Source organism: Variovorax sp. 10N420 (genome assembly GCF_056394705.1).
In genome coordinates, this window is sequence record NZ_JBFTIJ010000001.1 from 68,344 (window position 1) to 94,535 (window position 26,192).

20 protein-coding genes are annotated in these 26,192 nt (G+C 64.2%); 7 read left to right on the forward strand and 13 right to left on the reverse strand.

The features are described 5' to 3' along the window. Nucleotides 1–52: 52 nt before the first annotated feature. The 4 genes from AC1DEK_RS00330 to AC1DEK_RS00345 form a co-directional block, all read right to left on the reverse strand. Entirely contained in the window at nt 53–904 is an 852-nt protein-coding gene (locus AC1DEK_RS00330) for a hypothetical protein (RefSeq protein ID WP_478123212.1), read from the reverse strand. An 863-nt stretch (nt 905–1,767) separates the two neighbouring features. Further along, a complete protein-coding gene (locus tag AC1DEK_RS00335; protein WP_478123213.1) occupies nt 1,768–3,222 on the reverse strand; it encodes an efflux transporter outer membrane subunit in 1,455 nt (484 codons plus the stop codon). Continuing rightward, complete coding sequence (locus tag AC1DEK_RS00340; protein WP_478123214.1) at nt 3,215–6,451, reverse strand: multidrug efflux RND transporter permease subunit; 3,237 nt, start codon at nt 6,449–6,451, stop codon at nt 3,215–3,217. Before AC1DEK_RS00340 ends, AC1DEK_RS00335 begins: the two co-directional genes overlap by 8 nt. Next, nucleotides 6,448–7,611 carry an efflux RND transporter periplasmic adaptor subunit gene (locus AC1DEK_RS00345; protein WP_478123215.1) on the reverse strand — a complete coding sequence of 388 codons (1,164 nt, stop codon included), beginning with the start codon at nt 7,609–7,611 and terminating at the stop codon, nt 6,448–6,450. Before AC1DEK_RS00345 ends, AC1DEK_RS00340 begins: the two co-directional genes overlap by 4 nt. A 237-nt stretch (nt 7,612–7,848) precedes the next feature. On the opposite strand from AC1DEK_RS00345, the gene AC1DEK_RS00350 reads away from it, so the two are divergent. From AC1DEK_RS00350 to AC1DEK_RS00375, 6 genes are all read left to right on the forward strand, one after another. Next, entirely contained in the window at nt 7,849–10,386 is a 2,538-nt protein-coding gene (locus AC1DEK_RS00350) for a hypothetical protein (protein WP_478123216.1), read from the forward strand. A 22-nt stretch (nt 10,387–10,408) separates the two neighbouring features. After that, entirely contained in the window at nt 10,409–12,280 is a 1,872-nt protein-coding gene (locus AC1DEK_RS00355) for a GMC family oxidoreductase (protein WP_478123217.1), read from the forward strand. Nucleotides 12,281–12,341: 61 nt separating this feature from the next. Further along, the gene (locus AC1DEK_RS00360; protein ID WP_478123218.1) at nt 12,342–12,773 is read left to right on the forward strand and encodes a hypothetical protein; all 432 of its coding nucleotides are present in this window, start codon (nt 12,342–12,344) and stop codon (nt 12,771–12,773) included. Nucleotides 12,774–12,777: 4 nt separating this feature from the next. Beyond that, nucleotides 12,778–14,073 carry a hypothetical protein gene (locus AC1DEK_RS00365; RefSeq protein WP_478123219.1) on the forward strand — a complete coding sequence of 432 codons (1,296 nt, stop codon included), beginning with the start codon at nt 12,778–12,780 and terminating at the stop codon, nt 14,071–14,073. Further along, nucleotides 14,055–15,569, forward strand: a complete 1,515-nt coding sequence (locus AC1DEK_RS00370) for a Dyp-type peroxidase (protein ID WP_478123220.1) — start codon at nt 14,055–14,057, stop codon at nt 15,567–15,569. Before AC1DEK_RS00365 ends, AC1DEK_RS00370 begins: the two co-directional genes overlap by 19 nt. After that, nucleotides 15,566–16,792 carry a catalase family protein gene (locus tag AC1DEK_RS00375; RefSeq protein ID WP_478123221.1) on the forward strand — a complete coding sequence of 409 codons (1,227 nt, stop codon included), beginning with the start codon at nt 15,566–15,568 and terminating at the stop codon, nt 16,790–16,792. Before AC1DEK_RS00370 ends, AC1DEK_RS00375 begins: the two co-directional genes overlap by 4 nt. A gap of 20 nt (nt 16,793–16,812) precedes the next feature. On the opposite strand, the gene AC1DEK_RS00380 is transcribed toward AC1DEK_RS00375, so the two are convergent. From AC1DEK_RS00380 to AC1DEK_RS00400, 5 genes are read right to left on the reverse strand one after another with little or no spacing between them, the layout of a single operon-like run. Then, a complete protein-coding gene (locus AC1DEK_RS00380; protein ID WP_478123222.1) occupies nt 16,813–17,805 on the reverse strand; it encodes an amidohydrolase family protein in 993 nt (330 codons plus the stop codon). After that, a complete protein-coding gene (locus tag AC1DEK_RS00385) occupies nt 17,802–18,599 on the reverse strand; it encodes an amino acid ABC transporter ATP-binding protein (protein ID WP_478123223.1) in 798 nt (265 codons plus the stop codon). Before AC1DEK_RS00385 ends, AC1DEK_RS00380 begins: the two co-directional genes overlap by 4 nt. A 17-nt stretch (nt 18,600–18,616) precedes the next feature. Continuing rightward, nucleotides 18,617–19,726: an amino acid ABC transporter permease gene (locus AC1DEK_RS00390; protein WP_478123224.1), complete on the reverse strand. Its 1,110-nt coding sequence runs from the start codon at nt 19,724–19,726 to the stop codon at nt 18,617–18,619. Next, nucleotides 19,716–20,705, reverse strand: a complete 990-nt coding sequence (locus tag AC1DEK_RS00395) for an ABC transporter permease subunit (RefSeq protein ID WP_478123225.1) — start codon at nt 20,703–20,705, stop codon at nt 19,716–19,718. Before AC1DEK_RS00395 ends, AC1DEK_RS00390 begins: the two co-directional genes overlap by 11 nt. Before the next feature lie 17 nt (nt 20,706–20,722). Next, nucleotides 20,723–21,754, reverse strand: coding sequence for an amino acid ABC transporter substrate-binding protein (locus AC1DEK_RS00400; RefSeq protein WP_478123226.1), 1,032 nt, complete (start codon nt 21,752–21,754; stop codon nt 20,723–20,725). A gap of 186 nt (nt 21,755–21,940) precedes the next feature. Here AC1DEK_RS00400 and AC1DEK_RS00405 point away from each other — a divergent pair, with 186 nt between their 5' ends. Beyond that, nucleotides 21,941–22,774: a mechanosensitive ion channel family protein gene (locus AC1DEK_RS00405; RefSeq protein WP_478123227.1), complete on the forward strand. Its 834-nt coding sequence runs from the start codon at nt 21,941–21,943 to the stop codon at nt 22,772–22,774. A gap of 21 nt (nt 22,775–22,795) precedes the next feature. Here AC1DEK_RS00405 and AC1DEK_RS00410 read toward each other — a convergent pair whose 3' ends face one another. The 4 genes from AC1DEK_RS00410 to AC1DEK_RS00425 form a co-directional block, all read right to left on the reverse strand. Beyond that, on the reverse strand, nt 22,796–23,506 hold the full coding sequence (locus AC1DEK_RS00410) for a glutathione S-transferase (RefSeq protein ID WP_478123228.1): 711 nt from the start codon (nt 23,504–23,506) through the stop codon (nt 22,796–22,798). Further along, nucleotides 23,473–24,819 carry an MATE family efflux transporter gene (locus AC1DEK_RS00415; RefSeq protein ID WP_478123956.1) on the reverse strand — a complete coding sequence of 449 codons (1,347 nt, stop codon included), beginning with the start codon at nt 24,817–24,819 and terminating at the stop codon, nt 23,473–23,475. The genes AC1DEK_RS00410 and AC1DEK_RS00415 overlap by 34 nt, the downstream gene beginning before the upstream one ends. A gap of 143 nt (nt 24,820–24,962) precedes the next feature. Continuing rightward, entirely contained in the window at nt 24,963–25,550 is a 588-nt protein-coding gene (locus AC1DEK_RS00420) for a DUF2239 family protein (protein WP_478123229.1), read from the reverse strand. A gap of 61 nt (nt 25,551–25,611) precedes the next feature. Next, entirely contained in the window at nt 25,612–26,109 is a 498-nt protein-coding gene (locus AC1DEK_RS00425; RefSeq protein WP_478123230.1) for a hypothetical protein, read from the reverse strand. Nucleotides 26,110–26,192 lie beyond the last annotated feature (83 nt).

Sequence of the window (26,192 nt, forward strand, 5' to 3'; positions counted from 1 at the left end):
TTTAATGGTGCCTCGCAGCAGCAAGACATCCGACGGCGCCATGTCGCACATCTCATTGAGGAAGCGGCGCAACGGAAGATCGGGCACGTCCTCGAAGCTCAGCCGGATGAAGTACGAACTCACGGTCCGTTCGGGCGTCGATAGTTCGCGAGTCCAGCGGTCGAGGTTCTGTTGTGTCTGCTGAAGCGTGGCGACGGCGTTCATCGTCTTCTCGAGACTTGGCTCTCGAGTGCTGTCTCCGACCCCGCCGGGCGAGTCGGCCGCCGCGTTGACCGAGATGATGGCGATCCTGGACAAACGAGAAGCGCCCTCCCGAACTCAGATCGGATCTGTTGATCAGGATCAGCGGTCCATCACGCTTGATCAGATCGCCGAAGGTCGCATCGCCGAAAAACGCCTGCTTGTAGTAGGTCACCGCCATCTCGGTGCGGCTGTCGCTGCTGAACCACCGGGCGGGATCTAACAGGCCGCGCAGCGGGGCGCCTTCGACGTCGCTGCGAAGAAATCGCTCTTCATAGTCGACGAAGATGCGATTGCCGTAGAGGCCGTAGCAAGGCGACGTGAAACTGCCTCCGGACACCGAACTAATGACGTCGATCGTATCGAGCAGGCTTTTGGACTGGCCATTCATCTTCACTTGGGTGTCGCGCAGTTCCTGAAGGACGCCATAGGACAGGGCCGCAGCGCGCGTGCCGTCACCCGAGAAAGCGACTGCGAGCATTAGCTCGTCGGAACGGCGGTTCGGATTCTTGACAAACTCACTCAATGCGTAAACAGGGCCATGGTGGTCCGGAGTCACGGGCACGTTCTCAACCACCCCGTAAGTAGTACAGCCACCAACGGCCAGCGTCATACCCAGCAGCAGTGTTCTCAGGCGGACAAAGTCTGTCGCAGGAGCTTTCATGTCGCCGTTGACGAAGTTGAGATGACCTAAGCCAGCACGGCCGGCCCCAGTTCCGCATGTAGCCTCGCGACGGAGGGCTAAGTGTCGATGGAGAGCCTTGCGAGCTCGAAAAAAGTCATGCGATCTGCCAGCAGGTAGGCAAGCCTCCTTTTCAATTCGGAAAGCATGTTGGCAAATCCCGGCCGCCACCTATGTCCACATACCCTTGTTCGGCTCCAGAGTCGTATTCCACGTCGCTTACGACGGCAAGCCTTTGACCCGCCCCGCGTCCTCAAGGGGACTGCATAGTACCGATGGCCGCTTTGGCAAGTTGCAGGCGGCGCTCGAACTCTGCATTCACAAAGTTCACCAGAACGCCCAAATCGGCCGGAGTCGTGAATGAGTCATCGTGGCGAGCCGGCCGCGCGGCAGCGACGAGGCTGCGGATGCATGCAGCGGCACGATACGCCGTCCTCAATGCATCGATTTCCTCGACTGCTTGTGTCGAGACGGTGGCGGAACAGATTCGTGCACTGTCGCAAGGATGTTCCGCGACGGCGGGAACAATGGGGTGGCGCGCGAGCGCACAAGTAGGGTGAGCCATCGATGGCCTCCAAGAGCTTCGGTTTGCAAAAACCGCCGCACTCGAGACCAATCGAGGGCGGCGACTCGACGAGTTGGTCTACCGGGAAGCTCTTGCGAGAACCGGCCGGGCTTGCGCCCGCCCGCCGAGCCGCCAAAAAAATGGTGGCAAGAATGGCAAAGCCGCAAGTCCTGCGGTGACTGCGGCTTTCGTCGCAGAGCTTCAATGGGAGACCAATCCCGATCACATCTTTTTTTGAAGTGACGGCGCAGTATAGCCACGCGATGTGCCGCAGGAGTGATCAAGGCCCCGCGGTAGGCCGCGCACCGGCATCTCCAAGCCCACCCCCCAGCGCAACATACAAGGACACCCCGTTCTGCAACGCCGTTGCGCGCAGTTGTATCAACTGCTGTTCCGCAGAAAACTGGTTGCGCTTCGCGTCCATCACTTCCAGGTAGATCGCGATTCCGTTCTGATACCGAAGCTCGGCGGTCTCGGCGAGCCGTCTTTGCGCCTGGACGTTGAGCTCCTGCGCGGCGATCTGCTCCTGGTAGCGCTTGCGCCCGACCAGCGCATCGGCAACTTCAGTGAACGCCGTCTGCACTGTCCGCTGATAGCTTGCGACAAGCTCATCGCGCCGCGCTTGCGCCTGATCCAGTTGCGCGCGCCGTTGGCCGGCATCGAAGATCGGGAGCGTGACCAGCCCGCCGATCGACCAGATCTGATTGCCGCTATGAACGAGATCACCCAATTCGGTTGACGCGTAGCCGAAGTTGCCCGTCAGTGCGATGCGTGGAAAGAAAGCAGCCCGCGCCGCACCGATGTCCGCATTGGCCGCACGCAACTGCTGCTCGGCCTGCAAGACATCCGGCCGGTTGACGAGCAGCGCGGACGGCAGCCCCGCATCGATTTCTCCGAACTGGCCCGGATCGGCGATGGCGCGGGTTTCAGGTAGCGTACCCGCGATGGGGCCGCCAACCAGGATCGAAAGCCGATTGCGCAACTGCTCGGTCGAACGATGCAGTTCGGCAAGCTGCGTTTGCGCCTGCCTGACCAGAATGGCCGCCTGGTCGTAGTCGACCGAAGACGTGACCCCGGCGTCCAGGCGCAACTTCGCGATCTCTAGTCCATACTGCCGCGTCGCCAGGGTTCGCTCCGCCAGTTCGATGCCTTCCTGGCCCGCACGCACGGCATAGTAGGTGGCCGCCACATTGCCGATCAATGAAAGGCGAAACGCGCGGTCGGCCTCCACAGTCGCCAGATAGCGCCTGCGCGCCGCTTCGCTGAGGTTGCTCACGCGGCCCCAGAAATCCAGCTCGAACGAAGTCAGCGCGGCCTGGACGCTGTACTGGTTGTAGGTGATGGACGTGTCAGTCACCGCCAGCGCGGGATCGAATGACGCAAGCGGGGCCTGGTTGCGCGAAGCGGCCCCGTTGACGTTCAACTGCGGGAGGCGCTGGGCGTCCTCGATCCTGTAGAGCGCACGCGCCTGCGCAACACGAGCGACCGACGCTGCAAGGTCCCGGTTGTTCGCAAGGGCCTGTGCGATGAGGTACTTCAGTTGCGGATCGCCGAAGAAGCTCTGCCAGGCGATCTGCGTTGCCAACTGCTTGCCATCGGCGCTGTCGTCCGATGCGAAACGATCGGCCACCGGCAGGTCGGGCTGCCGGTAGAGCGGCGCCTGGTTGCATGCGGCGAGCGATAGGCATGCGGCCACGACAAGGACGGGAAGAACGGGAAGGGCGGGACTACGCATCGTCGGCAGCGTCCTTGCGCAAGACTTTCAAGTCTTTCAGGTCTTTCAGGTCTTTCAGGTCTTTCAGGTCTTTCAGGTCTTCCTCTTCGCTGTAGCTCTTCTTCCTGCTGAGCCATTGGCGCGCCGCAGCGTAGAACAGCGGCGTGAAGAAGACACCGAAGATGGTCGCCGTCAACATGCTGCCCATGACGCCGGTGCCGACTGCCTGTCGGCTGGCGGCGCCCGCGCCGGTCGCGAGCACCAAGGGCAGCATCCCGAGCACGAAGGTCAGGCTCGTCATCAAGATCGGGCGCAGCCGCTGCTGCGCGCCGTTTTTCGCGGCAGTGATGGCGTCACTGCCTTCGCTCTCGTCCTTGATCGCGAACTCGATGATCAGGATGGCGTTCTTCGCGGCCAGGCCGATGATGGTGATGAGGCCGACATTGAAGTACACGTCCGCAGACATGCCGCGCGCCATGGTGAACAACACCGCACCGATCACGCCGAAAGGAATGATGAGCAGCACCGCCACCGGAATCGCCCAGCTCTCGTACAGTGCGGCAAGCAGCAGGAACACGATCACCAGCGAAAGGCCGAGCAGCAAGCCGATCTGGCCCGCGCCTTGTTTTTCCTCGAACGCTGTGCCGGTCCACTCGTAGGCCATGCTGCCGGTTAGCACCTGTCCGGCGATGCGTTCCATCTCCGCCAGCGCCGCGCCGCTCGACTGCCCTGGAGCGGCCTGGCCGGACAGCGTGGCGGATGGAAAGCCGTTGTAGCGTTCGAGCTGCTGCGGCCCTGACAACCAGCGCACCCGCGTAAAAGCCGAGAAGGGAACCATGTCGCCCAGGTTGTTGCGCAGCCTGAGCGCGCCGACGTCCTCCGGCCGCATGCGCTGCGAAGCGTCGGCCTGCAGGAAAACGCGCAGCACGTTGCCTTCGTAGATGAAGTCGTTCGCGTAGCTGGAGCCGAAGGTCAGCGACAGCATCTGGTTGACCTGCGCAATCTGCAAGCCCAGGGCGCGCGCCTTGATGCGGTCGATCTCGACATAGAGTTGCGGCGCATCCGGCAGGCCATCGGGCCGCACGCCGGCAAGGATCGGACTGCGCGCAGCCTCGGCCATGATCTGCCGACTGGCCCGCTGCAAGGCTTCGCCGCCGACGCCGCTGCGATCGAGCACTTTCATGGTGAAGCCGGTGGCGTTGCCGAGCGACTGGATCGGCGGCGGGCTGAGCGCGAAGATCAGCGCCTGCGGAATGTGCGCGAAGGCCCCGTTGGCGCGCCGCACGAGAGCTTCGGCCGAATTCTCGGCGCCGGGTCGCTCCGACCATGGCTTGAGATCGACGAACGAAAGAGCCGCCGATTGGCCCTGTCCGAAGAAGCTGAATCCCGACACGGACGCGATGTTGCGCACCTGGGGTTGCTGCCACAGGAAGGCCTCGGCCTGGTCGACTGCCTGCTGCGTGCGCTCCATGGTCGAGCCGGGCGCACCGGTGTATGAAACGAAGATGTGGCCCTGGTCTTCGGTCGGCAAGAACCCGCCGGGCAGCCGCATGAAGAAATAGGCGGTGGCCACACAGGCCACGACAAACAAAAGCAGCCAGCGCACCGGCCGGCTCAGCATGGCGCCGACGCTGCGCGTGTACTTCGCGGTGGTCTTGTCCATGCCGCTGTTGAAGCGCGCGAACACCCAGTGCAAGGCGCGGGCGGCGGCATTTCGGGGGGCGGGTTTGCTGCCATCGCTCGCCGTGGCGTCGTTCTTGAGCATCGTCGCGCACAGTGCCGCGCCCAGCGTGAGCGCGAGCAGTGTCGACAGGAAGATCGACACCGTCAGCGTGACCGAGAACTGCCGGTAGATGCCGCCGGTCGACCCAGGGAAGAATGCCATCGGCACGAACACCGCCATCAGCACCAGCGTGCTCGCGATCACCGCGCCGGAAATCTGGCCAATGGCCTTGACAGTGGCTTGCCGCGGATTGAGGCCGTCTTCGCGCATGAGCCGCTCGACGTTCTCGACGACCACAATTGCATCGTCGTTCAGGATGCCGATTGCAACGACCATCGCGAACAGCGACAGCAGGTTGATGGTGATGCCGAAGAGCAGGAGCCCGAGGCATGTGCCGACGAGCGCAATCGGCACGATCAGCGTCGGGATCAGCGTTGCGCGCCAGTTCTGCAGGAAGAGAAACACCACCACCGTGACCAGCAACAAGGCCTCGACCATGGTGCGCACAACGCCTTGCACGGACGTCGTGATAAATGGCGTTGTATCGAAGGGCACGATCCATTGCATGCCCGGCGGGAAGGTCCGTTGCAGTTCGGTCAACCGTGCGCGCACGGCGCTCGCCACGGCCAGCGCGTTCGCACCGCTTGCAAGCTGGATCGCCATGCCGGCGGACTGCTTGCCATTGACTGCGAAGCGAAAGCCGTAGCTGTCGTTGCCCAGCTCCACGCGTGCGACGTCTCCGAGTCGGACGGTCGACCCACCAGGGTTCGCGCGCACGATGATCTGCCGGAACTGCTCCGGCGTGGAGAAGCGGCCCTGCAGGACGATGCGGGCATTGAATTCGGCGGTGTCCGTGACGGGCTGATCGCCGAGCCCGCCGCCTGCGGTCTGGCTGTTCTGTTCCTGCACGGCCGTCAACACTTCGCTCGCCGCCAAGCCGAAGCCCGAGAGCTTGTCGCGGTCGAGCCAGATGCGCATCGCATAGGACGACCCGAAGAGCTGCACATCACCCACACCCGGAATGCGGCGCAGCTCGTTGACGATGTTGTTGGATGCAAAGTTGCCCATCTCCAGGGCGTTGGTCGCGGGGTCGGTCGACTGCAGCGCGACCAGCATCAGGAAGCCGGACGAAGACTTCGTGACCGTCACGCCCATCTGCCGGACTTCCATCGGCAGGCGCGGTTCGACCCGGCTCAAGCGGTCCTGCAACTGCGTGCGCGCGACGTCGAGGTCGGTTCCGGGCCTGAGCGTGACGGTGATCTGCGCGGTCCCGTTCGAGCGGCTGATGGCCGACATGTACAGGAAGTTCTCGATCCCGTTCATCTCGTTCTCGATGATCGAGGTGACGGTTCGGTCGAGCGTCTGCGCGTCGGCGCCGTTGAAGACGGCCGAGACATTGAGCGCTGGCGGCGCGACGTCCGGAAACTGCTCGACGGGAAGCAGCAAGATCGCAATGAAGCCGAAGAGAGCGGTGAACAGCGCAATCACCCAGGCAAACACCGGGCGATAGACGAAGAAGCGATTCATCGGACGGGGGCAGGGGCGGGCTGCGCGTTGACCCTTTGGCCGGGCTGGATCTTGTGCCAGCCGTCGACCACGGCCTTTTCTCCCGCAGAGAGGCCGTCGCGAACGATCCAGCCGCCATCGATCTGCGGACCGAGCACCACGGGGCGCCGCACCACGGTGCCGTCTTCGGCGACGGTGGTGACGCTCGCGTTGGCGCCGTCGAGCTGGATGGCGCGCTCAGGCACAGTGAGACCCATCTTGCTCACGCCGGCTGCAATGCGTCCGCGCACGAACTGTCCGGGCAAAAGAACGCGCTTGGGATTGGGAAAGCGCGCGCGAATCGTCTGGCTGCCGGTGGAAGGGTCGACCACCAGATCGGTGAAATCGAGGAAGCCGCGCTCTTCGTACTCACGGCCGTTGGAGAGGATCAGGCGCACCTCGATGTGCGACATGTCAGGGACCTTGATCAGCCCGGAGCGGATCTGCTGCTCGAAATCGAGGACCTCCGAATTGGATTGCGAGAAGGTGGCCGAGATCGGCGAGAGCTGGTTGATCTGCGTCATCAGCGTGGCTGCGCTGGCACTGACGAGTGCGCCCTCGGTGACAAGCGCGCGGCCGACGCGACCTGCGATGGGCGCGCGGACCGTGCTGCGATTGACCTTCAGTTGCGCGCGGGTGACTTCCGCGCTCGCATCGGAGACGTTCGCTTCGGCCTGGCGCAGCGTGGCCAAGGCGGCGTCGAACTCCTGCGCGCTCACGGCCTGGCGGCTCACCAGCGGCTCGAAGCGATTTACGATCGATGCGGCATTGACGCGAGAGGCCTCGGCCCGCTTCAATGCGGCCTGGGCTTGCTGCAGGAGTGCCCGGGTGTCGCGCGGGTCGATCTGGAACAGCGGCGCGCCGGCCTCGACATCCCTGCCTTCATCGAACAGCATGCGCTCGACGATGCCGTCGACCCGGGCGCGCACCTCGGCCGTGCGAACGGGCTCGATCCGCCCGGGCAGTTCGACGATGTTGGCCACCGGCGCGGCAGTCAAGGTGACGACCAGCACCGTCGGAAGCATCTGCGCGGGCGCGGGGGATTCCTGTCGATTGCCGCATCCGCCAATCGCAAGCACCAGCAGAAGAAAGCAGGAGGCTGTGGTCCGGTGCGTGCGGCTTCCCGGTGAGCTGTAAGGCAATTGAATCCTCTGAAACCTCAGGTCGACGGATCGTCGGCGCATCCTAGCCAACTTTCGCGTCCCGGTCTTGCGCATCGGCGCGACTGCGAACGGCTTGACAGGGACTGTGCACAGAGCCCTCCGCAGCGTACCTCCTTCGACCGCGTACGCCCTTCGAATTACCGCGCATGGCCGATAGGCAAGCAGCCGGCCCCCCACCACACTGCGCCTCACGTCGAACCCGGAGACGCAGGAGAAATGGCAATGATCCGAGCTTGCTGGCGCGCGGCAGCGTTGTGGCCCATGCTCGCTTGCGCTTTGCTGGCGGCTTGCTCCAAGGGACCGCAACCGGGCGAAGTCCTGGACGAGGCACGGCTCGCCGGCCGGGACGCGGCTTCGTTTCCCCAGGCGAGCGAGGACTACTTCCATGACATGGACGGCGGCATTTCGCTGACGCCGGAAGAGATCAAGGGCCGCAACATGTGGCTGGTCTGGAGCGGCGGAAACGACCGCTTCTGGAGCCAGATGACCGACTACACCTTCGGCGCGTTCGACCTGCTGAAGATCATCAGCTCGCATCCGAGCCAAGGCTATTCGCGCGCCAACCGGTGGAAGTACTTCGGGCTGGTGAACGAACCCTGCTTCGAGAACGCCGCCGGCCCCGACAAGGACCGGCGCGGACTGTGGCTCGATGTCCGCAGCAAGGGCTGCGCGCCCGATCCATTCGAGAACGAAAGCAAGTACCCGGGCGTGGCGGTGGGCTCGCGGGGCAAATCGCTCGGCGATGGCACGACGCAACCTGTCGGTTCCTACTACGGATGGGCGACGGGCATTGCGGGTCTGCGTCTTTTTCCCAATCCGGCGTTCGATGAGAAGGCGGCCAAGGAGTGGGATGCGGAGAAGTACTACACCGACCCGAACTACTACAACCGCAAGGACCTCGTGCGGCCGTACCGCGTCGGCATGTCGTGCGGCTTCTGCCATCTGGGGCCGAGCCCCGTCAAGCCGCCAGCGGACCCGAACAACCCCAAGTTCGAGAACCTGAGTTCATCGGTGGGCGCGCAGTACATGTGGGTGGACCGGCTCTTCATCCACAACTCGAACAAGCCGGAAGGGCGGACGAACTACATGTTCCAGCTGGCCCATACGTACCGGCCGGGCACCATGGACACATCGCTGGTGTCCACCGACAGCATCAACAATCCTCGCACCATGAATGCGGTGTATGAATTCATGCCGCGCATGGGACTCGCCAGCCGCCTCGGACAGGAAAAGCTCACCGGCGGCGAACTCAATAACAGGCAGTTCAACGATTTCGTGACTGAAGGGCCGTTGACGGACTTCTTCTCCAAGGCCAACGACAGCGTCCACACGCCGCGCGTTCTCAAGGACGGTGCCGATTCGGTGGGCCTTCTGGGTGCGCTCAATCGGGTGTACCTCAACATCGGCCTTTTCAGCGAGGAATGGCTGCTTCATTTCAATCCGGTCGCCGGCGGCAAGACCATCACGCCGATCAAGATCGCCTCCGCGCAGAAGAACTCGAGCTACTGGCAGGCGACGGAAGCGGGTACCTTCGACACCGCCTTGTTCTTCCTGAAGGCAGCGCGGCCCGATCACCTGAAGGACGCACCGGGCGGAGACAAGTACCTCACCGCCGACACCGCCACGGTGGACCGCGGCAAGATCGCCTTTGCCGACACCTGCGCGCGATGCCACTCCAGCAAGGGACCGCCGCCACCGGCATCGCTCGACCTGACGCCTGCGCGTTGCGCGGGGCCCGGCTATGTCGAATGCTTCAAGCGCTACTGGGGCTGGACACAGACGGACGACTACAAGGCGCAGATGCGAAAGATCGTCCAGACGCCGGACTTTCTCGATGGCAACTATCTCTCGTCCGACCAGCGCGTGCCCGTGACACTGCTGAGGACCAACGCCTGCAGCCCGCTCGCCACCAATGCGCTGCAGGGGAATATCTGGGACAACTTCTCGTCGCAGACCTACAAGAGCCTGCCGTCCGTGGGCACCATCACCGTGAGCGACCCTTTCACCGGCGAGCCCAGGCCCTATGTCATGCCCGCGGGCGGCCGCGGCTTCACACGCGTACCTTCGCTGATCAGTATCTGGTCGACCGCGCCTTTCCTGCTCAACAACACAGTGGGTGAAGCCGATGCGGAGAACAATCCATCGGTCGAGGTCCGCATGAAGGTCTTCGACCAATCGATCGAGCAGATGCTGTGGCCGGAGAAGCGCAAGGGCGATTCGGTGCTGGGCGCGAAGGTGCTGGGCACGATCGACCGCACGACCGAACGCAGCACGCTCACGATCCCGGCCGGCTTTGTGCCGGAGCCGCTGCAGCCCATGCAGGGATCGCTGCATCGCTGGCTACCGTGGCTCTTCAAGGAGGGGGGCGACATCGAGCTCGGCCCCATTCCACAGGGCGTGCCGGTGAACTTGCTTGCGAATATCAAGCTGCGCGCCGAGGCCGACACTGTTGGCGAGACTGCCGGACACGTGAAAGACGCGGGTGAGCTGCTCGTTGCCCTCAAGCAGACACTCGCGACGGCACCTGCGGGCGCCACCGACGAAGAGCTCCGCAAGCACTTCGCGGCCGTCAAGGAGCCGATGCTCGCGTTGAGCAAGTGCCCCGACTTCGTCGTCAACCGGGGGCACTATTTCGGCACGGCGCAGTTCAATCGCCAGGACGGCTTGAGCGCCGACGAAAAAGTTTTCGGCCATGAACCGGAACTGAGCGACGAAGACAAGCACGCGCTGATCTCGTTCCTGAAGACCTTCTGATCGCCGTCCGCCGATCGCGTCCATGCCCGGAGCCGAAACGAACGACTGGGACTATGTCATCGTCGGATCGGGTGCGGGTGGCGGCACGTTGGCGGCACGGCTTGCCGAAGCCGGCATGCGCGTCTTCGTGATCGAGGCCGGCGGTGATCCGCGCAGCGGCGATGAGCGCCTTCCGGATGACTACGATGTGCCGGGCTTTCATGCTTTCGCGTGCGAGAACGCAGCCATGAGCTGGAACTTTCATGTTCGGCACTACGCGGACGACATCCAGCAGGCCAAGGACTGGAAATATTCGCCGGGGCAGGGCGTTCTTTATCCGCGCGCGGCGGGCCTTGGCGGCTGCACGTCGCACAACGCGATGATCTTCATGCTGCCGCACGCTTCGGACTGGAACCACATCGCCAAGCTGACGGGCGACTTGTCCTGGCGAGCATCTTCGATGCGGCGGTATGCCTGGCGCGTCGAGGACTGCCGGCATCGCCCCGTCTGGCGTGCGTTGCGGCACCTGGGGCTCGATCCCACCGGGCACGGCTGGCAGGGGTGGCTCCGCACCGAGAAGGCCATTCCCATGACCGTGCTCGGCGATGACGGCCTTGTGCGCGTGTTGCGCGACACGGCGCACGCCTTCGCGAGCAGCCTGCCGAGCCCATTGCTGAGTACCCTCCGATGGGTTCGCGGCGGCCTGGGCGACCCCAACTCGCGGCGCCTGCGCGGCGGCAGCTTCGAAGGCATCTGCTACACCCCGCTCGCAACTTCCAACCATCGGCGCGTGGGCGTGCGGGAGCGGCTTCTCGGCGTGGCGCAAAGGCATCCCGACCGGCTGCACCTCGAACTCGGCGCGCTGGCGACACGAATCCTCTTTGATGCGGACGGCGGCGCTCGCGGCGTGGAATACCTGAAGGGCGATCGGCTGTATCGCGCGCATGCCAAGCCGAGCGAAGAAGCCGGCGAGCGGCGGGAGGTGATGGCGCGGCGCGAAGTGATCCTCTGCGGCGGCGCTTTCAACACGCCGCAACTGCTCATGCTGTCGGGCATTGGGCCGGCGTCGGAACTGACGGTGCATGGCATCGAGGTGCGCGTCGACCTGCCCGGCGTCGGGCGCAATCTGCAGGACCGGTACGAAGTCGCCATCACCCATCGCATGCGCGATCCCTGGGAAGTGCTGAAGGGCGCCCGCTTCGATCGGGACGACACCTTGTGGCGGCACTGGAACCAGGGCGACTCGGGCATGTACGCATCGAACGGCATCGCACTGGGGGTGGTTCAGCGGTCGAAGGGCGCAAAGGGCAGGGGGCATGAACCGGACCTCTTCTGCATGGCGTTGCTGGCGCGCTTCGAAGGCTATTTCAGCGGCTTCTCGAATTGGATTCGCGACAACCACGACTGTCTGACCTGGGCGGTGTTGAAGGCACATACGCGCAATCGCGCAGGCACCGTGCACCTTCGCTCGGCCGATGCGCGCGACACGCCTCTGGTTGACTTCCACTACTTCGACAAAAGCAGCGACGAAGCCGGCGAAGACCTGAAGGCCATGCTGGAGGCGATCCGCTTCGTGCGGCGCATGACGGAGCCATTGCTCAAGAGCGGATGGATCGCGGAAGAGATCGCGCCGGGGCCGGACGTGCAGAGCGACGAGGTGCTGTCCAACTACGTGCGCAATACCGCGTGGGGACACCACGCCTCCTGCTCATGCCCCATTGGCCCGGAAAGCGAAGGCGGTGTCGTGGACAGTGCCTTCGCAGTGCATGGCGTGAAGCGGCTGCGCGTTGTCGATGCGTCTGTGTTCCCACGCATACCGGGCTTCTTCGTCGTGGCCGCCGTCTACATGGTCGCCGAAAAGGCTGCGGACGCGCTGTTACATCAAGCAGCGCGCACACCCCTTTCGGCAAATTGACGACCCTGGACGATTGGCTGACACTTTCTGAACAGAGGGGCTTCCCCGGAGGAGAACGCGCATGGCTTATGACGCCCAGCAACTGCTCGATATGTCGCAGCAGCAACTCGACGATCTCTTTCGCGAGAGCCCGGCGGGCGACATTCCGACGGGCGAGGCGGAGGGCACAGCGATCATTGCCCCGGGTACCGACGTTTCGGAGCTGATCGCGAAGATCATCAACTTCTTCACCTGGCAGGGCAAAGTGTTCGACCCGGACAAGGGCGAACTGATCAACAAGGTCACGGCCTTCGGCCTGGAAGCCGTCGTCGCCAAGGTGTCAAAAGGCGACAGCTGGCTCGATGGCAAGGAGTGCATAGTCATCGATTACTCGCACACCTCACTGGTGGCGCACTGGATCCGCGACGAGATCAGGCTGATCTCACCGAACTTTTATCTCGGCAAGGTCTACTGGGACAAGAACAGGTTGTTCGACTTCTGTCTTCAGTTCTGATGCGGTGACTCCCCAATCGCACTTCATGGTGATCGCGCCGCTCGCGGCAGGTCGAGAGTCCGAGTTGAAGGCATTGCTGGAGAGCATGAACGCGTTGCCCGGCATGGCGGACCCTGCGAACACCCTGGTGCCATTCGGCGGCTTCGAGCGCTTGCACTTCGCGCGATTTGCGCTGCTCGACAACACGACGATGGCGGACCTCGAAGTCTTCGGGCTTGAGCGGCCGGGCGTGCCGAACTACCTGGTCTTCCTTGGCGAATGCGATGGCCCTGCGCAAGCGCAACTCGCCGAATTCGCTGTCATCGCGGGCGACGGGTTGCGCCGCATCTTCGCCCACTGTGCAGATTTCGATCCCGGCCGAGATCTCTTGACATGGCTCTTGGCACACGATGTGCCCGTGGCCGCAAGCTATGTGAACCGCATCGGCCGCACCGTGCAGCAGATTCATCAGAACAGCGCATTGCAACGCGCGTTGTCCGCGCAGGTGCCGCGCGACGGCACTGCCCAAACCGATCCGCAAGGCACGCGACGGGCATTGCTGGCCTATGTGCAAGAGGAACAACTGGAGGGCCGCATTCTGCTGAACTCCGCCGAGCGAACGCCATTCGACTGGCAACTTCGCAACTGCATCCACGCCATCGGCATCCCGTTGGTCGGGCTCATTCTGCTGCCGCTGGTGCTCGTGCTGTCGCCCTTTGTGATCGTGATGCTGCGCCGCGCAGAGAAGGCTGATCCCGAGTTCTGCCCGCGCCCTGACAGGGCAGCCGTGCTTGAAATGCAGGCGCTCGAAGACCATGACCTCACCAACAGCTTCACGGCCCTCGGGCCGGTCAAGCCCGGATGGTTCCGGCGCTGGCTGACGCAACTCGTGCTGCTGTTGATCAACTACGCCTGCCGGCACATCTTCGGGCGAGGCCATCTGGCACGCGTGCAAACGATCCATTTCGCGCGCTGGGTGTTCATCGACGACAAGCGGCGCGTGCTGTTCGCGAGCAACTACGACGGCAGCCACGAGAGCTACATGGACGACTTCATCAACAAGGCGGCATGGGGACTCAACCTGATCTTCAGCAACGGATTCGGCTGGCCGCGCACCGACTGGCTGGTGATGGGCGGCGCGCGGCACGAACTTCGCTTCAAGTACTACCAGCGCCGGCACCAGTTGCCGACACAGGTCTGGTACAAGGCCTACCCCGGGCTCACTCTCACTGATCTCGACCGCAACCAGCGCATTCGCGACGGCTTCGAAATGACGACCATGAGCGACGCGCAAGCGCTCGCATGGCTGAGGCTTCTATGACGGCGCGCCCTGCAAGATCGGTCGACTACGGCGATGTCCAGGGCCTTGTGCGGTTTGGCTATGGACGCCTCACGCAGGCGTGTTTTCTGCTGCTGCGCGTGACGAACGCCGAGGCCGCGCGCGCATGGCTGGCCGCCGCGCCCGTCACCAGTGCGACGCGACGCGATTCGCCGCCGGAGACGGCGCTGCAGATCGCATTCACCAGTGCCGGCTTGCGTGCACTCGGTGTGGGCGAAGACATCATCGAAGGCTTCTCGTCCGAGTTCATCGTCGGCATGAGCAGCGACTCCAGTCGCGCGCGCCGCCTCGGCGATGTCGGTGCGAATGATCCGGCGCACTGGCATTGGGGCGGCACCGACGACACGATGCCGCATGTGATGGTGATGCTCTACGCATTGCCTGGCGGGCTGATCGACTGGGGCGGCATCGCCATGGCTGGCGCGGAGGAAGGCTTCGAGCAGTTGGCCATCCTCGACACCTCCGACATGGACGGCGTCGAGCCCTTCGGATTTGTCGACGGTATCTCGGAACCCACGGTCGATTGGCAACGCGAGCGTGCGCCACGCGACCACGAGCGCCAGGACTACACCAATCTCTCGTGCCTCGGCGAATACCTGCTCGGCTATCCAAATGAGTACGGGAGCTTCACCGATCGGCCTTTGCTCGACGCACAGCGCGACCCCGACGCGGTGCTCGCGCGCGCCGAAGACGATCCGGACAAGGCGGACCTCGGCCTCAACGGCAGCTACCTGGTGCTTCGCCAACTGGAGCAAGACGTCGGCGGCTTCTGGCGTTTCATCGACCGCGAAGCGCAAGGCGATCCTGTAGCGCGCAAGCAGTTGGCCGAAGCGATGGTGGGACGAACGATGGAAGGCGAGCCGCTGATGGGCCGCCCCGATGAAGCCATCGACGGCGAGAGCGATCCTCTCAATACCTTCACCTACCGCGATGACATCAGGGGCGTGCGCTGTCCGGTCGGTGCGCACATCCGGCGCAGCAATCCCCGCAACGCCGATCTTCCGCCGGGAGAGCCGGGATTCATTTCGTGGGCGGTGCGCACGCTCGGCTTCGATGCCGACGCGCTTGCCAACGACCTCGTGTCGTCGACGCGTTTTCATCGGCTGCTGCGCCGCGGCCGCGAGTACGGCCCTGGCATGACGCTGGACGATGCCCTCGCGGGCCGCAGTGCGGGTGAGGGCATCGGCCTGCACTTCATCTGCCTTGGCGCGAACATCGCACGTCAGTTCGAGTTCGTGCAGTCCGCATGGTTGTCGGGCGTCCGGTTCGACGGCCTTGCCGACGAGAGCGATCCGCTCATCGGAAGCCATCTGCCGCGCGTTGACGGCACCGCCGCCGGCAGCTTTTCCATGCCAGTGCCTTCCGGCCCATCGCGGCGGGTGTGCGGACTGCCGCAGTTCGTCACCGTGCTCGGCGGCGCCTACTTCTTCCTGCCGGGACTGCGCGCGCTGCGGTACATCTCGAGGATCGAACCATGAACTCGAACGTGAGCCGCCCCACGCCTCGGGCCAATACGGGGTCCGCCTGGCGCAATCTGGTGAGCGATGCGGGCATGGCGATGATCCGCATCGAACGCCGCTTCGATCCCTTTGTGCGGCCGGCCTTCGATGCGCTCCTGCGTGACCCGCTCGCGCGCTTGGCCACCTCCCTGATCAACAGCCGTCGCACGGACGAAGGGCTCCAGATTGCGGAAGAACGGCTGTTGCCGGACGAGGAGAGCTTCACGGATTCGATCGTCAAGAGCTTCACGCGGCAAATGACCGACCTCTGGAAACCCGGCGGCTTCGAGCGCGGCGGCAACACCAAGACGCAAGGCATCGTGCGCGGCGAATTCATCGTGCACGACGACATACCGGAGCACATGAAGCGCGGCATCTACGCAAATGCGCAGACGTTTCCTGCGTGGGTGCGCTTTTCAGGGCCCGGCCCCTACATCACGCCGGACATCGACGACGTGGGCTTCATGAGCATCAGTATCAAGCTGATGGGCGTCCCCGGACCGAAGCTGATGGACGACGAGAAGCACACGCTGGACATGTTCGCGGTCTCGACCCCGACCTTTGTCACGCCCGACGCCAGGTGCAATGCGGCATTGCAGATCGAGAGCGTGAAGAACGCGCAGATCTTCTATTTCGTCAACTTGCGTGAGTCGCACATGCTCGATCTGATCATGCAGTCGCTGTTCATCAAGACCCAGAGCAGTCCCTTCGAGGCGCCGTATTTCAGTTGCGTGCCTTACCTGATGGGCGAAGGGCAGGCGATGCAGTATTCGATATGGCCGAAGACCCCAAAGCGCACGCCCATACCGCGCCTGCCGTTTCGCCCGCCCGACGACTATCTGCGCAAGGCCATGGTGGCTTCGCTCACGGAAGGCGACGTCGAACTCGATGTCCGCGTGCAGATGCAGACCGATCCGCACCTCATGCCGATCGAGAACGCCGGCGTGCTGTGGCCCGAGAAGCTGTCTCCGCGCGTCAGCGTCGCGACGCTGCGGCTGCCGCGCCAGAAGTTCGACTCGCGCGCGCAGATGGAATTCGCCAAACGGCTGTCATACAACCCATGGCACACCATTCCCGACCATCGCCCGCTTGGCAACCAGAGCCGGGCGCGAAAGCGGATGTACTGGGCGTTGTCGACACTGCGGCACAACATGAACGCGATGCCGCACTATGAGCCTGACGGGGACGAGGTGTTCGATTAAAGGAACGCGCGCAGGGACCCTCAGCCGAGCTTGAAGATACGCTGCGCGTTGCCCGAGCGCACCGCGGCGGTCTGCTCGGCCGGCAGCCTTGCCGTGTTGGCGAATGCGCCCTTGGTGTCGTGCACCTGATGCGGCCAATCGGTACCGAACATCACGTGTTCGGCGCCGACCACCGAGATCAGGTACTGCAGCGCGCCCAGGTTGTAGGTGATGCTGTCGTAGTAGATGTGGCGCAGGTAGTCGGTCGGTTTGCGCTTCATCTGGCGACGGCTTGGGATCTCGACCTCGTCGCCCTTCTCGAAGCGGCCGACGAGGTAGGGCAGGGTGCCGCCACCGTGCGAAGCGATGATCTTCAGATTGGGATACTGGTCGAAGAAGCCTTCGAAGATCATGCGCGTGATCGCCAGCGTGGTGTCGAACATGAAGCCTACCGACCAGCTCAGGTCGAACTTGGTCATGTCCATCATGTCGACGCCGGGCGGGTCCGTCGGGTGCACGAGCACCGGCAGGCCACGCTTGTCGATCTCGGCCCATATGGGTGCGAAGAGCGGATCGGTCAGGCTTCGGCCCGCGATGTTCGCCAGAACCATGACGCCGACGGCGCCGGCCGTGCGGTTGTCGCAAGTGCGCTGCAGCTCTTCGATGGCACGCTGTGGATATTCCCAAGGCAGCGACGTGAACCAGCGGATGCGATCGGGGTACGTGGTCTGCGCCTCGGCCATCGTGTCGTTCGACTCCACCGCTGCCCGGCAGCTGATCTCTTCGTTGCCCCAATAGACATTGGGGCAGGTGAGCGACACCACCGACACGTCGATGCCTGCCGCATCCATGTGCTTGATGCGCAGGTCATAGTCGAAGTGCCCGCGCTGCGGAAGCACGACCGGGGTGTCGCCTCGGAAGATCTCCTGCTGGCCATCGGGCCGCATCTTGATGTTGTAGATCCCGCCCTCTTTCTTGAGCAGTTCGAGCCACCGGGTGGTGAACATGTGGGTGTGAACGTCGATGACTGTCATGGTCTTGTATCTCCAGTGTTCAGGAAGGCCCGCAGGCGCGGGCTTTGTGGTCGGTCGAAAAAATCGTTGGGCGGTGCGGTCTCGATGATCTGGCCTTGGTCCATGAAGATCAGGCGGTCGGCGACGCGGCGCGCGAAGCCCATCTCGTGCGTGACGATCAGCATCGTCATGCCTTCACTCGCCAGGCCCTCCATGGTTTGCAAGACTTCGTTCACCATCTCGGGGTCGAGTGAAGCGGTGGGCTCGTCGAAGAGCACCACCTGAGGCTTCGTGCACAGCGTGCGTGCAATGGCAACGCGCTGCTGCTGCCCGCCGGAGAGCTGTGCCGGATGCTTGTGCGCATGGTCGCGCAGACCGACGCGTTCAAGGTAGTGCATGGCGCGCGCATGCGCCTCCTTGCGGCTGACACCCATGCCCCACACAGGGCCGACCGTGAGATTCTGGAGGGCGGTCATGTGCGGGAAGAGATTGAACTGCTGGAACACCATCCCCACGCGCCGGTTCACGGCAAGCCGCGCGCTGCGCGTGATCTCGTCGGCGCCGACCTCGACACCGCAAACATGCAGATGCCCTTCCTGGAACGGCTCCAGCAGGTTGATGGTGCGCACCAGCGTCGACTTACCCGAGCCCGATGGGCCGCAGATCACGATGCGTTCGCCGGCCATCACTTGCAGGTCGATGTCGCGCAGCGCGTGGTAGTCGCCGTACCACTTGTTGATGCCCGTCATCCTCACCATGGCGGTGGCGGTTGCTTCGCTGGAGGCTCTGGAAGGCGCGGGTGGCATGTTCGTCATCGAGGATTCAATCGCTGTCAGCGCGAGCCTTCGAGGCGTTGGCTGTAGCGCGAGAGGCCCCAGCAGACGGCAAGATAGGCGAGCGCGAGAAAGACATGGCCCGAAGTCAGGATGTTGGCGTCGCCCACCCAACCGGGTGACTTGGCACCGGTCTCGACCGCGCCGAGCAGATCGTTGACGCCGATCACCGACAGAAGCGTGGTCTCCTTGATGATCGCAATCATGATGTTGACCAGCGCCGGCACCACCGCCGTCACCGCCTGGGGCAGCACGATGAGGCGCAACGCCATGAAGTCGCTGAGACCCACGGTCGTCGCTGCTTCGAACTGCCCGCGTCCGATCGATTGCAGCCCGCCGCGAAAGACTTCCGCCGCCATCGCTGCATTGAACAGCGCGAAAGCGGCGAGGGCGCGCGAGAAAAGATCGACGTCCAGGCCTCTGGGCAAGAACATCGGCAGCAATGTCGCCGCGATGAACAGCACGACCAGCAAGGGCACTGAGCGCATGGATTCGACGAACGCCGCACAGAGCCATCGAACCACGGGCAATCGGGAGCGGCGGCCGAGCGCGAGCGCGAGCCCCATTGGCAGGGCAGTGGCAAAGGTGGCGAGCGTCACGACCAAAGTGAGCAGCAGGCCGCCCCAGCGCGTCGGCGGCACGAAGGGCAGAACGCCGCCGCCGAGCAACAGCAAGAAGAAGATCACCGGCAGCAACACGAAGCCGATCAACACGCGCTGCAGGCTGGCACCGCGCGCGCGACGGATCACCCAGGTCCAGAACAAAGCGAACCCTGCGAAGCAGGCCCACGCGCGCCAAAGCTGGTCCGACGGATAGTCGCCCACCAGCCAGGGCTTCCATCGCGCAGTCACGAAGGCCCAGCAGGCGCCGCGGCTGTCGGGGCAAGCGTCGCTCGAAGTGCCTGTCCAATGGGCATTCACCACGGCCCAGTCAAGAAAGCGCCATGCCATGAGGATGACCCCCAATAGCAACAGCAGCGAGATCAATCCCATGGCCGGCCCCGGAAACCAGATCCTGCGCCATCGCATGAGCGCGGTCGTCGTGGCCGCCGGAAGCGGCCGCGCGGCGATCAGTGCGCCACGCACATAGCGGCTCGTGTCAACGTGCATGGCGTTTCATCAAGCGGCGGTTTGCCAGGTTCACCAGAAAGGCAATGGCGAGATTGATGGCCGCATACAGAAGGACCACCAGCGCCATTGCCTCGAGCGCTTGGCCGGTCTGGCTCAGCACCGTTCCGCCGACGATCTGCATGACGTCCGGATAGCCGATGGCGGCGGCGAGCGACGATGCCTTCGCGAGCGTCTGGTATTGCCCGGCAGCCGGAGGCAGTGCCACGCGCAACGCTTGCGGCAGAACCACCAGCAAGGCGGCACGCGCGCCGCTCAGTCCCACCGTGGCAGCGGCCTCCGATTGCCCGCGCGGGACCGACAGGATGCCCGCACGAAAGATTTCCGCAAGAAAAGTGCTGTTGTAGATCGACAGGCCCAGCGTCAGCGCGATGAGTTCGGGCAAGAGCGCAAAGCCGCCGCTGACGTTGAAGCCCTCCACCACGGGCATGTCCCAGCTCAACCCGTTCGCGCCCGACATCATCAGGTGCGGCAGGAACAGTCCGCGGTTGTTCAGCAATGCAGGGCCGAGGTGCAGGCTCTCGCCCACGTCCGGCAGCAGCGCAATCGCCGAGAAGTACCAGAAGAAGATCTGCAGCAGCATCGGGATGTTGCGAAACACCTCGACGTAAGTTGTCGAAGTCCCGCGCACCAGCGGATGCGTGCTGAGCCGTCCGAATGCAATGAAGAGTGCGATGAGCGTGCTGAACACGATGGCCAGCGTCACGACCAGCAGCGTGTTGAGCGTCGCCACCAGGATGGCGTGGCCGTAGGTCGATGCCGGCCCGAACGGGACGAGCGCCTGCGCAATCTCGAAGCCCGCTTCGGTGCGCAGGAAGCCCCAGCCGATCGAGACGCCGAGCGTGTGCGCATTGGTGAGGAAGTTCGAGACGCCGCGCCACGCCAGCCATCCGATCACGGCCAGCAACGAAAGCTGCAGGACATACCCCGGCAGCCGTTCGATGAGAACGGCGCGGGACATCTTGCGAGCTTGTCTCTTCAACGGACTGGAATCGCCATCATCAGGCCGCCGTTGGCGACCAGTGCATTGCGGCCACGGTCAAGGCGCAGGGCGGTTTTCGGGCCGACGTTGCGATCCCACACGTCACCGTAGTTGCCCACGGCCTTGATCGCCTTGTAGGCCCAGTCCGGGTTCACGCCGAGCTTGACGCCGAAGTCGCCCGTCGTGCCCAGAAGGCGCTGAACGTCCGGGCTTTGCGAGTTGCGCTGCTCGTCGACGTTGGCTTGCGTGATGCCGAGTTCTTCCGCCGCCACCAGCGCATTCATGGTGAAGCGCACGAGGGCTTCCCACCGCGGCTGTCCTTGCGCCACGATCGGCCCGATGGGCTCGTTGGAAACGGTCTCGGCCAGCACCTTGAACTCATCGCGATTCGGCAGCTTGGCGAGCCGCGCCGCCAGGCCCGAGCGGTCGTTGATGGCCGCGTCGCAGCGCTTGCCGACGAAAGCGTCCCACGCCTGCTCCTGCGAGGCGAAGGTCACGATCTTGTACTTGAGCTTGTGCGCGCGGAAGTAGTCCGCCACGATGAGTTCCGACGTGCTGCCCTGCGCCGTGCAGATCGTGGCGTTGTTCAGGTCGGCGATCTTGCTGGCCTTGGACTTGGTCGTGACGGCAAAGCCCTGGCCGTCGAAGAACATCACCTTCGGGAACTTGAGGCCACTCACGTCGCGGCTTTGCGTCCATGTAAAGCGGTGCGTGAGCACGTCGACAGCACCGGTGGGCAGTCCGGCAAAGGCCGTCTTGAGGTCCATCGGCACGAGCTGGATCTTCGTGTCGTCGCCCAGCGTCGCGGCGGCGATGGCCTTGCACAGGTCGACGTCGAAGCCTTCGCGCTTGCCGGCGTTGTCTTCGGCCGAGAAACCCGGCGCGGCCAGCGTGACGCCGCACTTGACGACGCCATGCGCCTTCACGTCGTCGAGCACGTCGGCCCGCGCGATGCCTGTGAGCGCCCCCAGCGCGGCGAGGGCGAGCAATGTCTTTCGTGCAGTCGAGAGGGATCTTGGCTTGCGCATGTGTCTCTGTGGTTGTTTGGATCGCGGTGCAGCGTATCACCGGTCGTCGATGTATCCGACCCACAGAAACCCTGCCGGAGCAGACCGGAGACCCTCCACATTCGCATCGGCGAGGTCCTACGCGGCTCGCCGCGGCGCGTGTCTAGACTGCGAGGCCACATTCACGCAAAGCCAGAGGCGAAAGACATGCACGCGCTGACAGTGGGGGGAATCGACCTGCTTTCCTTCCTGGGCCCCGACACGCTGGTCGGGGCCTTGATCTATCTTGTTCTGTTCATGGTGGGCGCGTCGATCCTGTCGCGCGGACTGACGCTGGCCGTGCACAAGGCGATGACGCGGCGCGAATACATCGACCGCACCACGATCAACTTCGTGCAGCAATTGGCAACTGCGCTGATCTGGGTGCTGGCACTGATCCTGTATGCGCATCTCATTCCTGCGCTGCGGGCCATGGGCACTGCGCTGCTGGCCGGTGCCAGCGTGGCTTCCGTCGTCATCGGCCTGGCCGCACAAAGCACGCTGGGAAACCTGGTGGCGGGCGTCGCCATCACCATCTACCGCCCGTTTCGTCTGGGTGACACGCTGCAGGTCACCGCGCCGAGCGGCACCGAGGTCGGCGAGGTGGAGATCATCTCGCTGGGCTACACCACGCTGAGGACTTGGGACGGACGGATGGTGGTGCTTCCGAACAGCGTCGCCGCGAGCCAAGTGACGATCAACCTGACGGCCAACACCCCGCATTTTCCGATGAAGGTTGAGATCGGAATCGGCCGCGATGCGGACATCGACGCGGCCTGCTCGCGGGCGCTTGCGGTTGCGACCGACACACTCGGGCCCGATGCGGTGGGCTCCTGCGTACTGACCCGCATCGACGGCACCACCGCGCAACTCGAACTGCGCTTTCGCACGGACGACGACAAGAGCATCGCCGCGACGCGGTCGAAGCTGTTGACCCGTCTCGCGGGGAGCTTCGGCAGCGATCCTGCGTGGGGTCCGGCGCCGGGGCCGACCTTCTCCTGAGCCGCGCCTCGACGCGAGAGCTCAGGCGCTTGCCGGAAAGCGGATGCCGGGCTCGCCGGCGCGCCACTGCGGATACTTTTGCATCACCCGCGCAAAGATCGGCGCGTTCAACCGTGCCGCAAGCCACTCGCGCAGAGGCGGCCAGGGCTGTGCGTCGAACCACGCCAGATCGACTTGCGCGAACTGACGCACGAAAGGTGCGATCGCGATGTCCGCCAAGCCGGGTTGCTCGCCATGCAGGCAGCGCGACGTCTGCAAGCGCACATCGAGCCGCATTAGAAAAGCAGTGCCTTGCATGCGGTGCGTCTCGGCATCGCCGCCCGGCTGCCGCTGCGGATACTTGTAGCCATCCAGATGCCGCTTGAAATCGCCGTCGCATTCGGCGATGAGACTCAGCGTGGCCTCGAGCGCCTCTGCGCTTTCCGGCAACCATCCTTGCGGATCGTTTCGCCGCAAGGCCCAGAGCATGATGTCCAGGCTTTGGTCGATGACACGGCCATCCACATCGACCAGCACCGGCACCGTTCCCTTGGGCGAAGCCGCGAGCAACTCGGAAGGCTTGTCGCGCAGTACCACTTCGCGCAGCTCGCACGTTTGGCCGCTTGCCGCGATGGCCATGCGCGCACGCATGGCATAGGGGCAGCGGCGGAACGAGTACAGGACGGGGAGGGCCGCGCGAGGTGGCGCGTCCCCGGCGTTCAGATCAACCGGCGAATCGTCTTCTTGCGCCATACGAAGCGGTAGTAGCAAGCCTGCATCGTCAGCATCGCCGTGAAGGCGGCCGGATATGCGATCCAGATGCCGTTAAGGCCGAATCGATGGCTCATCCACCATGCCACCGGAACCTCGATCAGCGCGATGCAGAAGATCGAGATGCTCGTCGGCACAAGCACCGAGCCGCTGGCCCGCATGATCCCCGACAGCGCGGAGCCCATGCCGAAGATCACCGTGCTCCAAAGCATGATGTGCAGCAGCGTCTGCGCCACCTCGATCACCGGTTCGCTGGTGATGAAGAAGCCCATCAGCGGGCGCGAGAACAGATAGCCGAGCACCACCAGCGATCCCGTGAGCACGAGATTCATCTGCAGCGCCGTACGCGTGATGGCTCCGAGGCGATTGACCTGCCCCGCGCCGATAGCTTGCGCGCCGAGGATGGACGCAGTGATCGCGATCGATATCGCCGGAAACTGCACGTACGCCACCACCTGGTTCACCGCACCATAGGCCGCCGTTGCATGCGAGCCGTACGAATTGACGAAGGAAAGCAGGGCGATCTCGGCCAGCGACACGACGATCATCTGCACTCCCGTCGGCACGCCGACCTTGAGCACAGCCTTGAGCAGCGCAGGCCGCACGCGCAGGTGACGCATGAAGTCGGCATCGGGCGCAAGCGGACTCTTCTTGCGCCGCAAGTGAAAAGCGAGCCATGCCGTCGCGACCACGAACGAGATCACCGTGGCACACGCGCCGCTCGCCACGCCAAGCTGGGGCAGACCGAACCAGCCGCGGATGAGCGCGGGGGTGATCACCAGGCCGAGCAAGGTCGAGATCATCAGCGTATAGAGCGGCGTCACCGTGTCGCCCACGCCGCGCAGCATGGCGGTCGACAGCAGGAACACGAAGAGCCCGGGCATCGCGATCAGGATGATTCGCGCGTAGCTGGTGGCGTCGGCGAGGATGTCGGGCGGCGTGCCCAGCAGGCGCAGCATCGGCTCGGTGAACGCGCCGCCGAACAGGGCCACGCAAAGGCCGAACAGCACGCCCACGGTGAGCGTCGTGCCAGCCACGGCCCGAGCCTTGTCGGGCTCGCGCGCGCCCCAGGCTTGGCCGATCAGCACCGACGCACCAGCGCCCAGGCCGATGGTGAAGGCGATGAAGAAGAACATCACCGGAAAGAAGCCCGACACCGCCGCGAGCGCGCCGACGCCGATCATCTGTCCGAGATAGACGTTGTTCAGCGTACCCGACAGAGATTGCAGGATGTTGCTCAACAACATCGGCGCAAGAAAGATCAGGAAAGTCTTCCACAGCGGGCGCGACGCCATGGCGGCCGCCCGTGGATTGGCATGCGATGCGATCGGCGGCGGCACCGGATCGGACACCGACGCGGGAGGCGCGGCGATTTCGCCGGCGTGCTGGATGTCGTCCGCATCCATGGCAGTGGTTCCGGCGGTCTGGATCGGCGGCTTCATGGGGCGCTCCATGCCGCGGCGGCGAGTTTGTTCAGGTGCGTTCGCAAATCGCCGGGCCAGGGGTCGATGAGCTCGTCGAATCGCTCGCGCTCGCCCGCAAAGAGCGCGCGGGTGGCTTCCTCGAAGCCGGGCAGGTCGCCTGCAATGGCGGTCATGAATCGATAGGTGGCTTCGCGCGCGGCGCGCGTCGCATCGCGATCGGCGTGGACGTGGCGCGCCTCGTCCACGAGACGGCGCAGGGCCACCGAGGCTCCGCCGGGTTGGCGCGCGAGCCAGTCCCAATGGCGCGGCAACAGCGTGACTTCGCGTGCCACCACGCCGAGCTTTGGCCGGCCGACGCTGCGTGCGGACTGCTCGTCTGCCGAGGACGTTTGTGAACCAACCACGGCTTCGTCGCGCAGATCGAGGTCCAGGCGTTCGCCCGTGGCGTCATCGAAAACAAAGGGCGGCGTCGAGTCTGCGCGCTTGTTCTGTTTGCGCAACTGGGCAATGACCTGCGAGCGCGGGCCGGAGGCGACGCACCGGAAACCCGCAAAAGCCGTGAGATGGGATTCAGGGGGAGATTCGGAAGCGGATGATTTCATGGGCGCGAATAATACCCGGGCAAAAAAGATCCTGCAATCTACCCGGATGAAACCTTACAAGTCAGGGCGCGCGCCGCACGTTGCGCCACCAGCGGCGCGTGTCGTTCCTCACGCGCCGGCCCGCCCGCCAAGGCGCGCTTTGCCGCACGAGCGAAAGCAGGTTGTCCTTCCATGTCTTCCAGCGCGGATACCAGCGCGCGAACCAAGGAATGCGCATCAGCGCCGGTTCGACCAACTGAAACAGCCGAGCCAGGATCGCGGTCCCCGTTACCTTGGCGGCAAGCAGCAGAAGCAGCGCACTCTTGGCGTGCCCCTCGGCCAGCAGGAACAAGCCCAGCAGCTTGACCGGGAACAGCAGCAGCATCGGCGAAAAGAAAACCAGCACCGCACCCCATGGCGGCAATCGCCGCACCGAGTTTTCCGCGCGCGCCCAGATCGGCAGCCGAGCGAACTGCGCCACAAGCCTTGCGAGCGGATCCCAGCCCCATTCCTCGAACAGTAGCACCGGCACGAGCACGATGATGAGGAGCGTCTGCGGGAGATTTTTGAGGAAGCGCATTGCGGACCATTTTGGCCGCGCACCTGCCGCCGAACAACAACTACTGAGAGCCCGCCCACGCCTTTCGGACCCTCTGCCAGCGC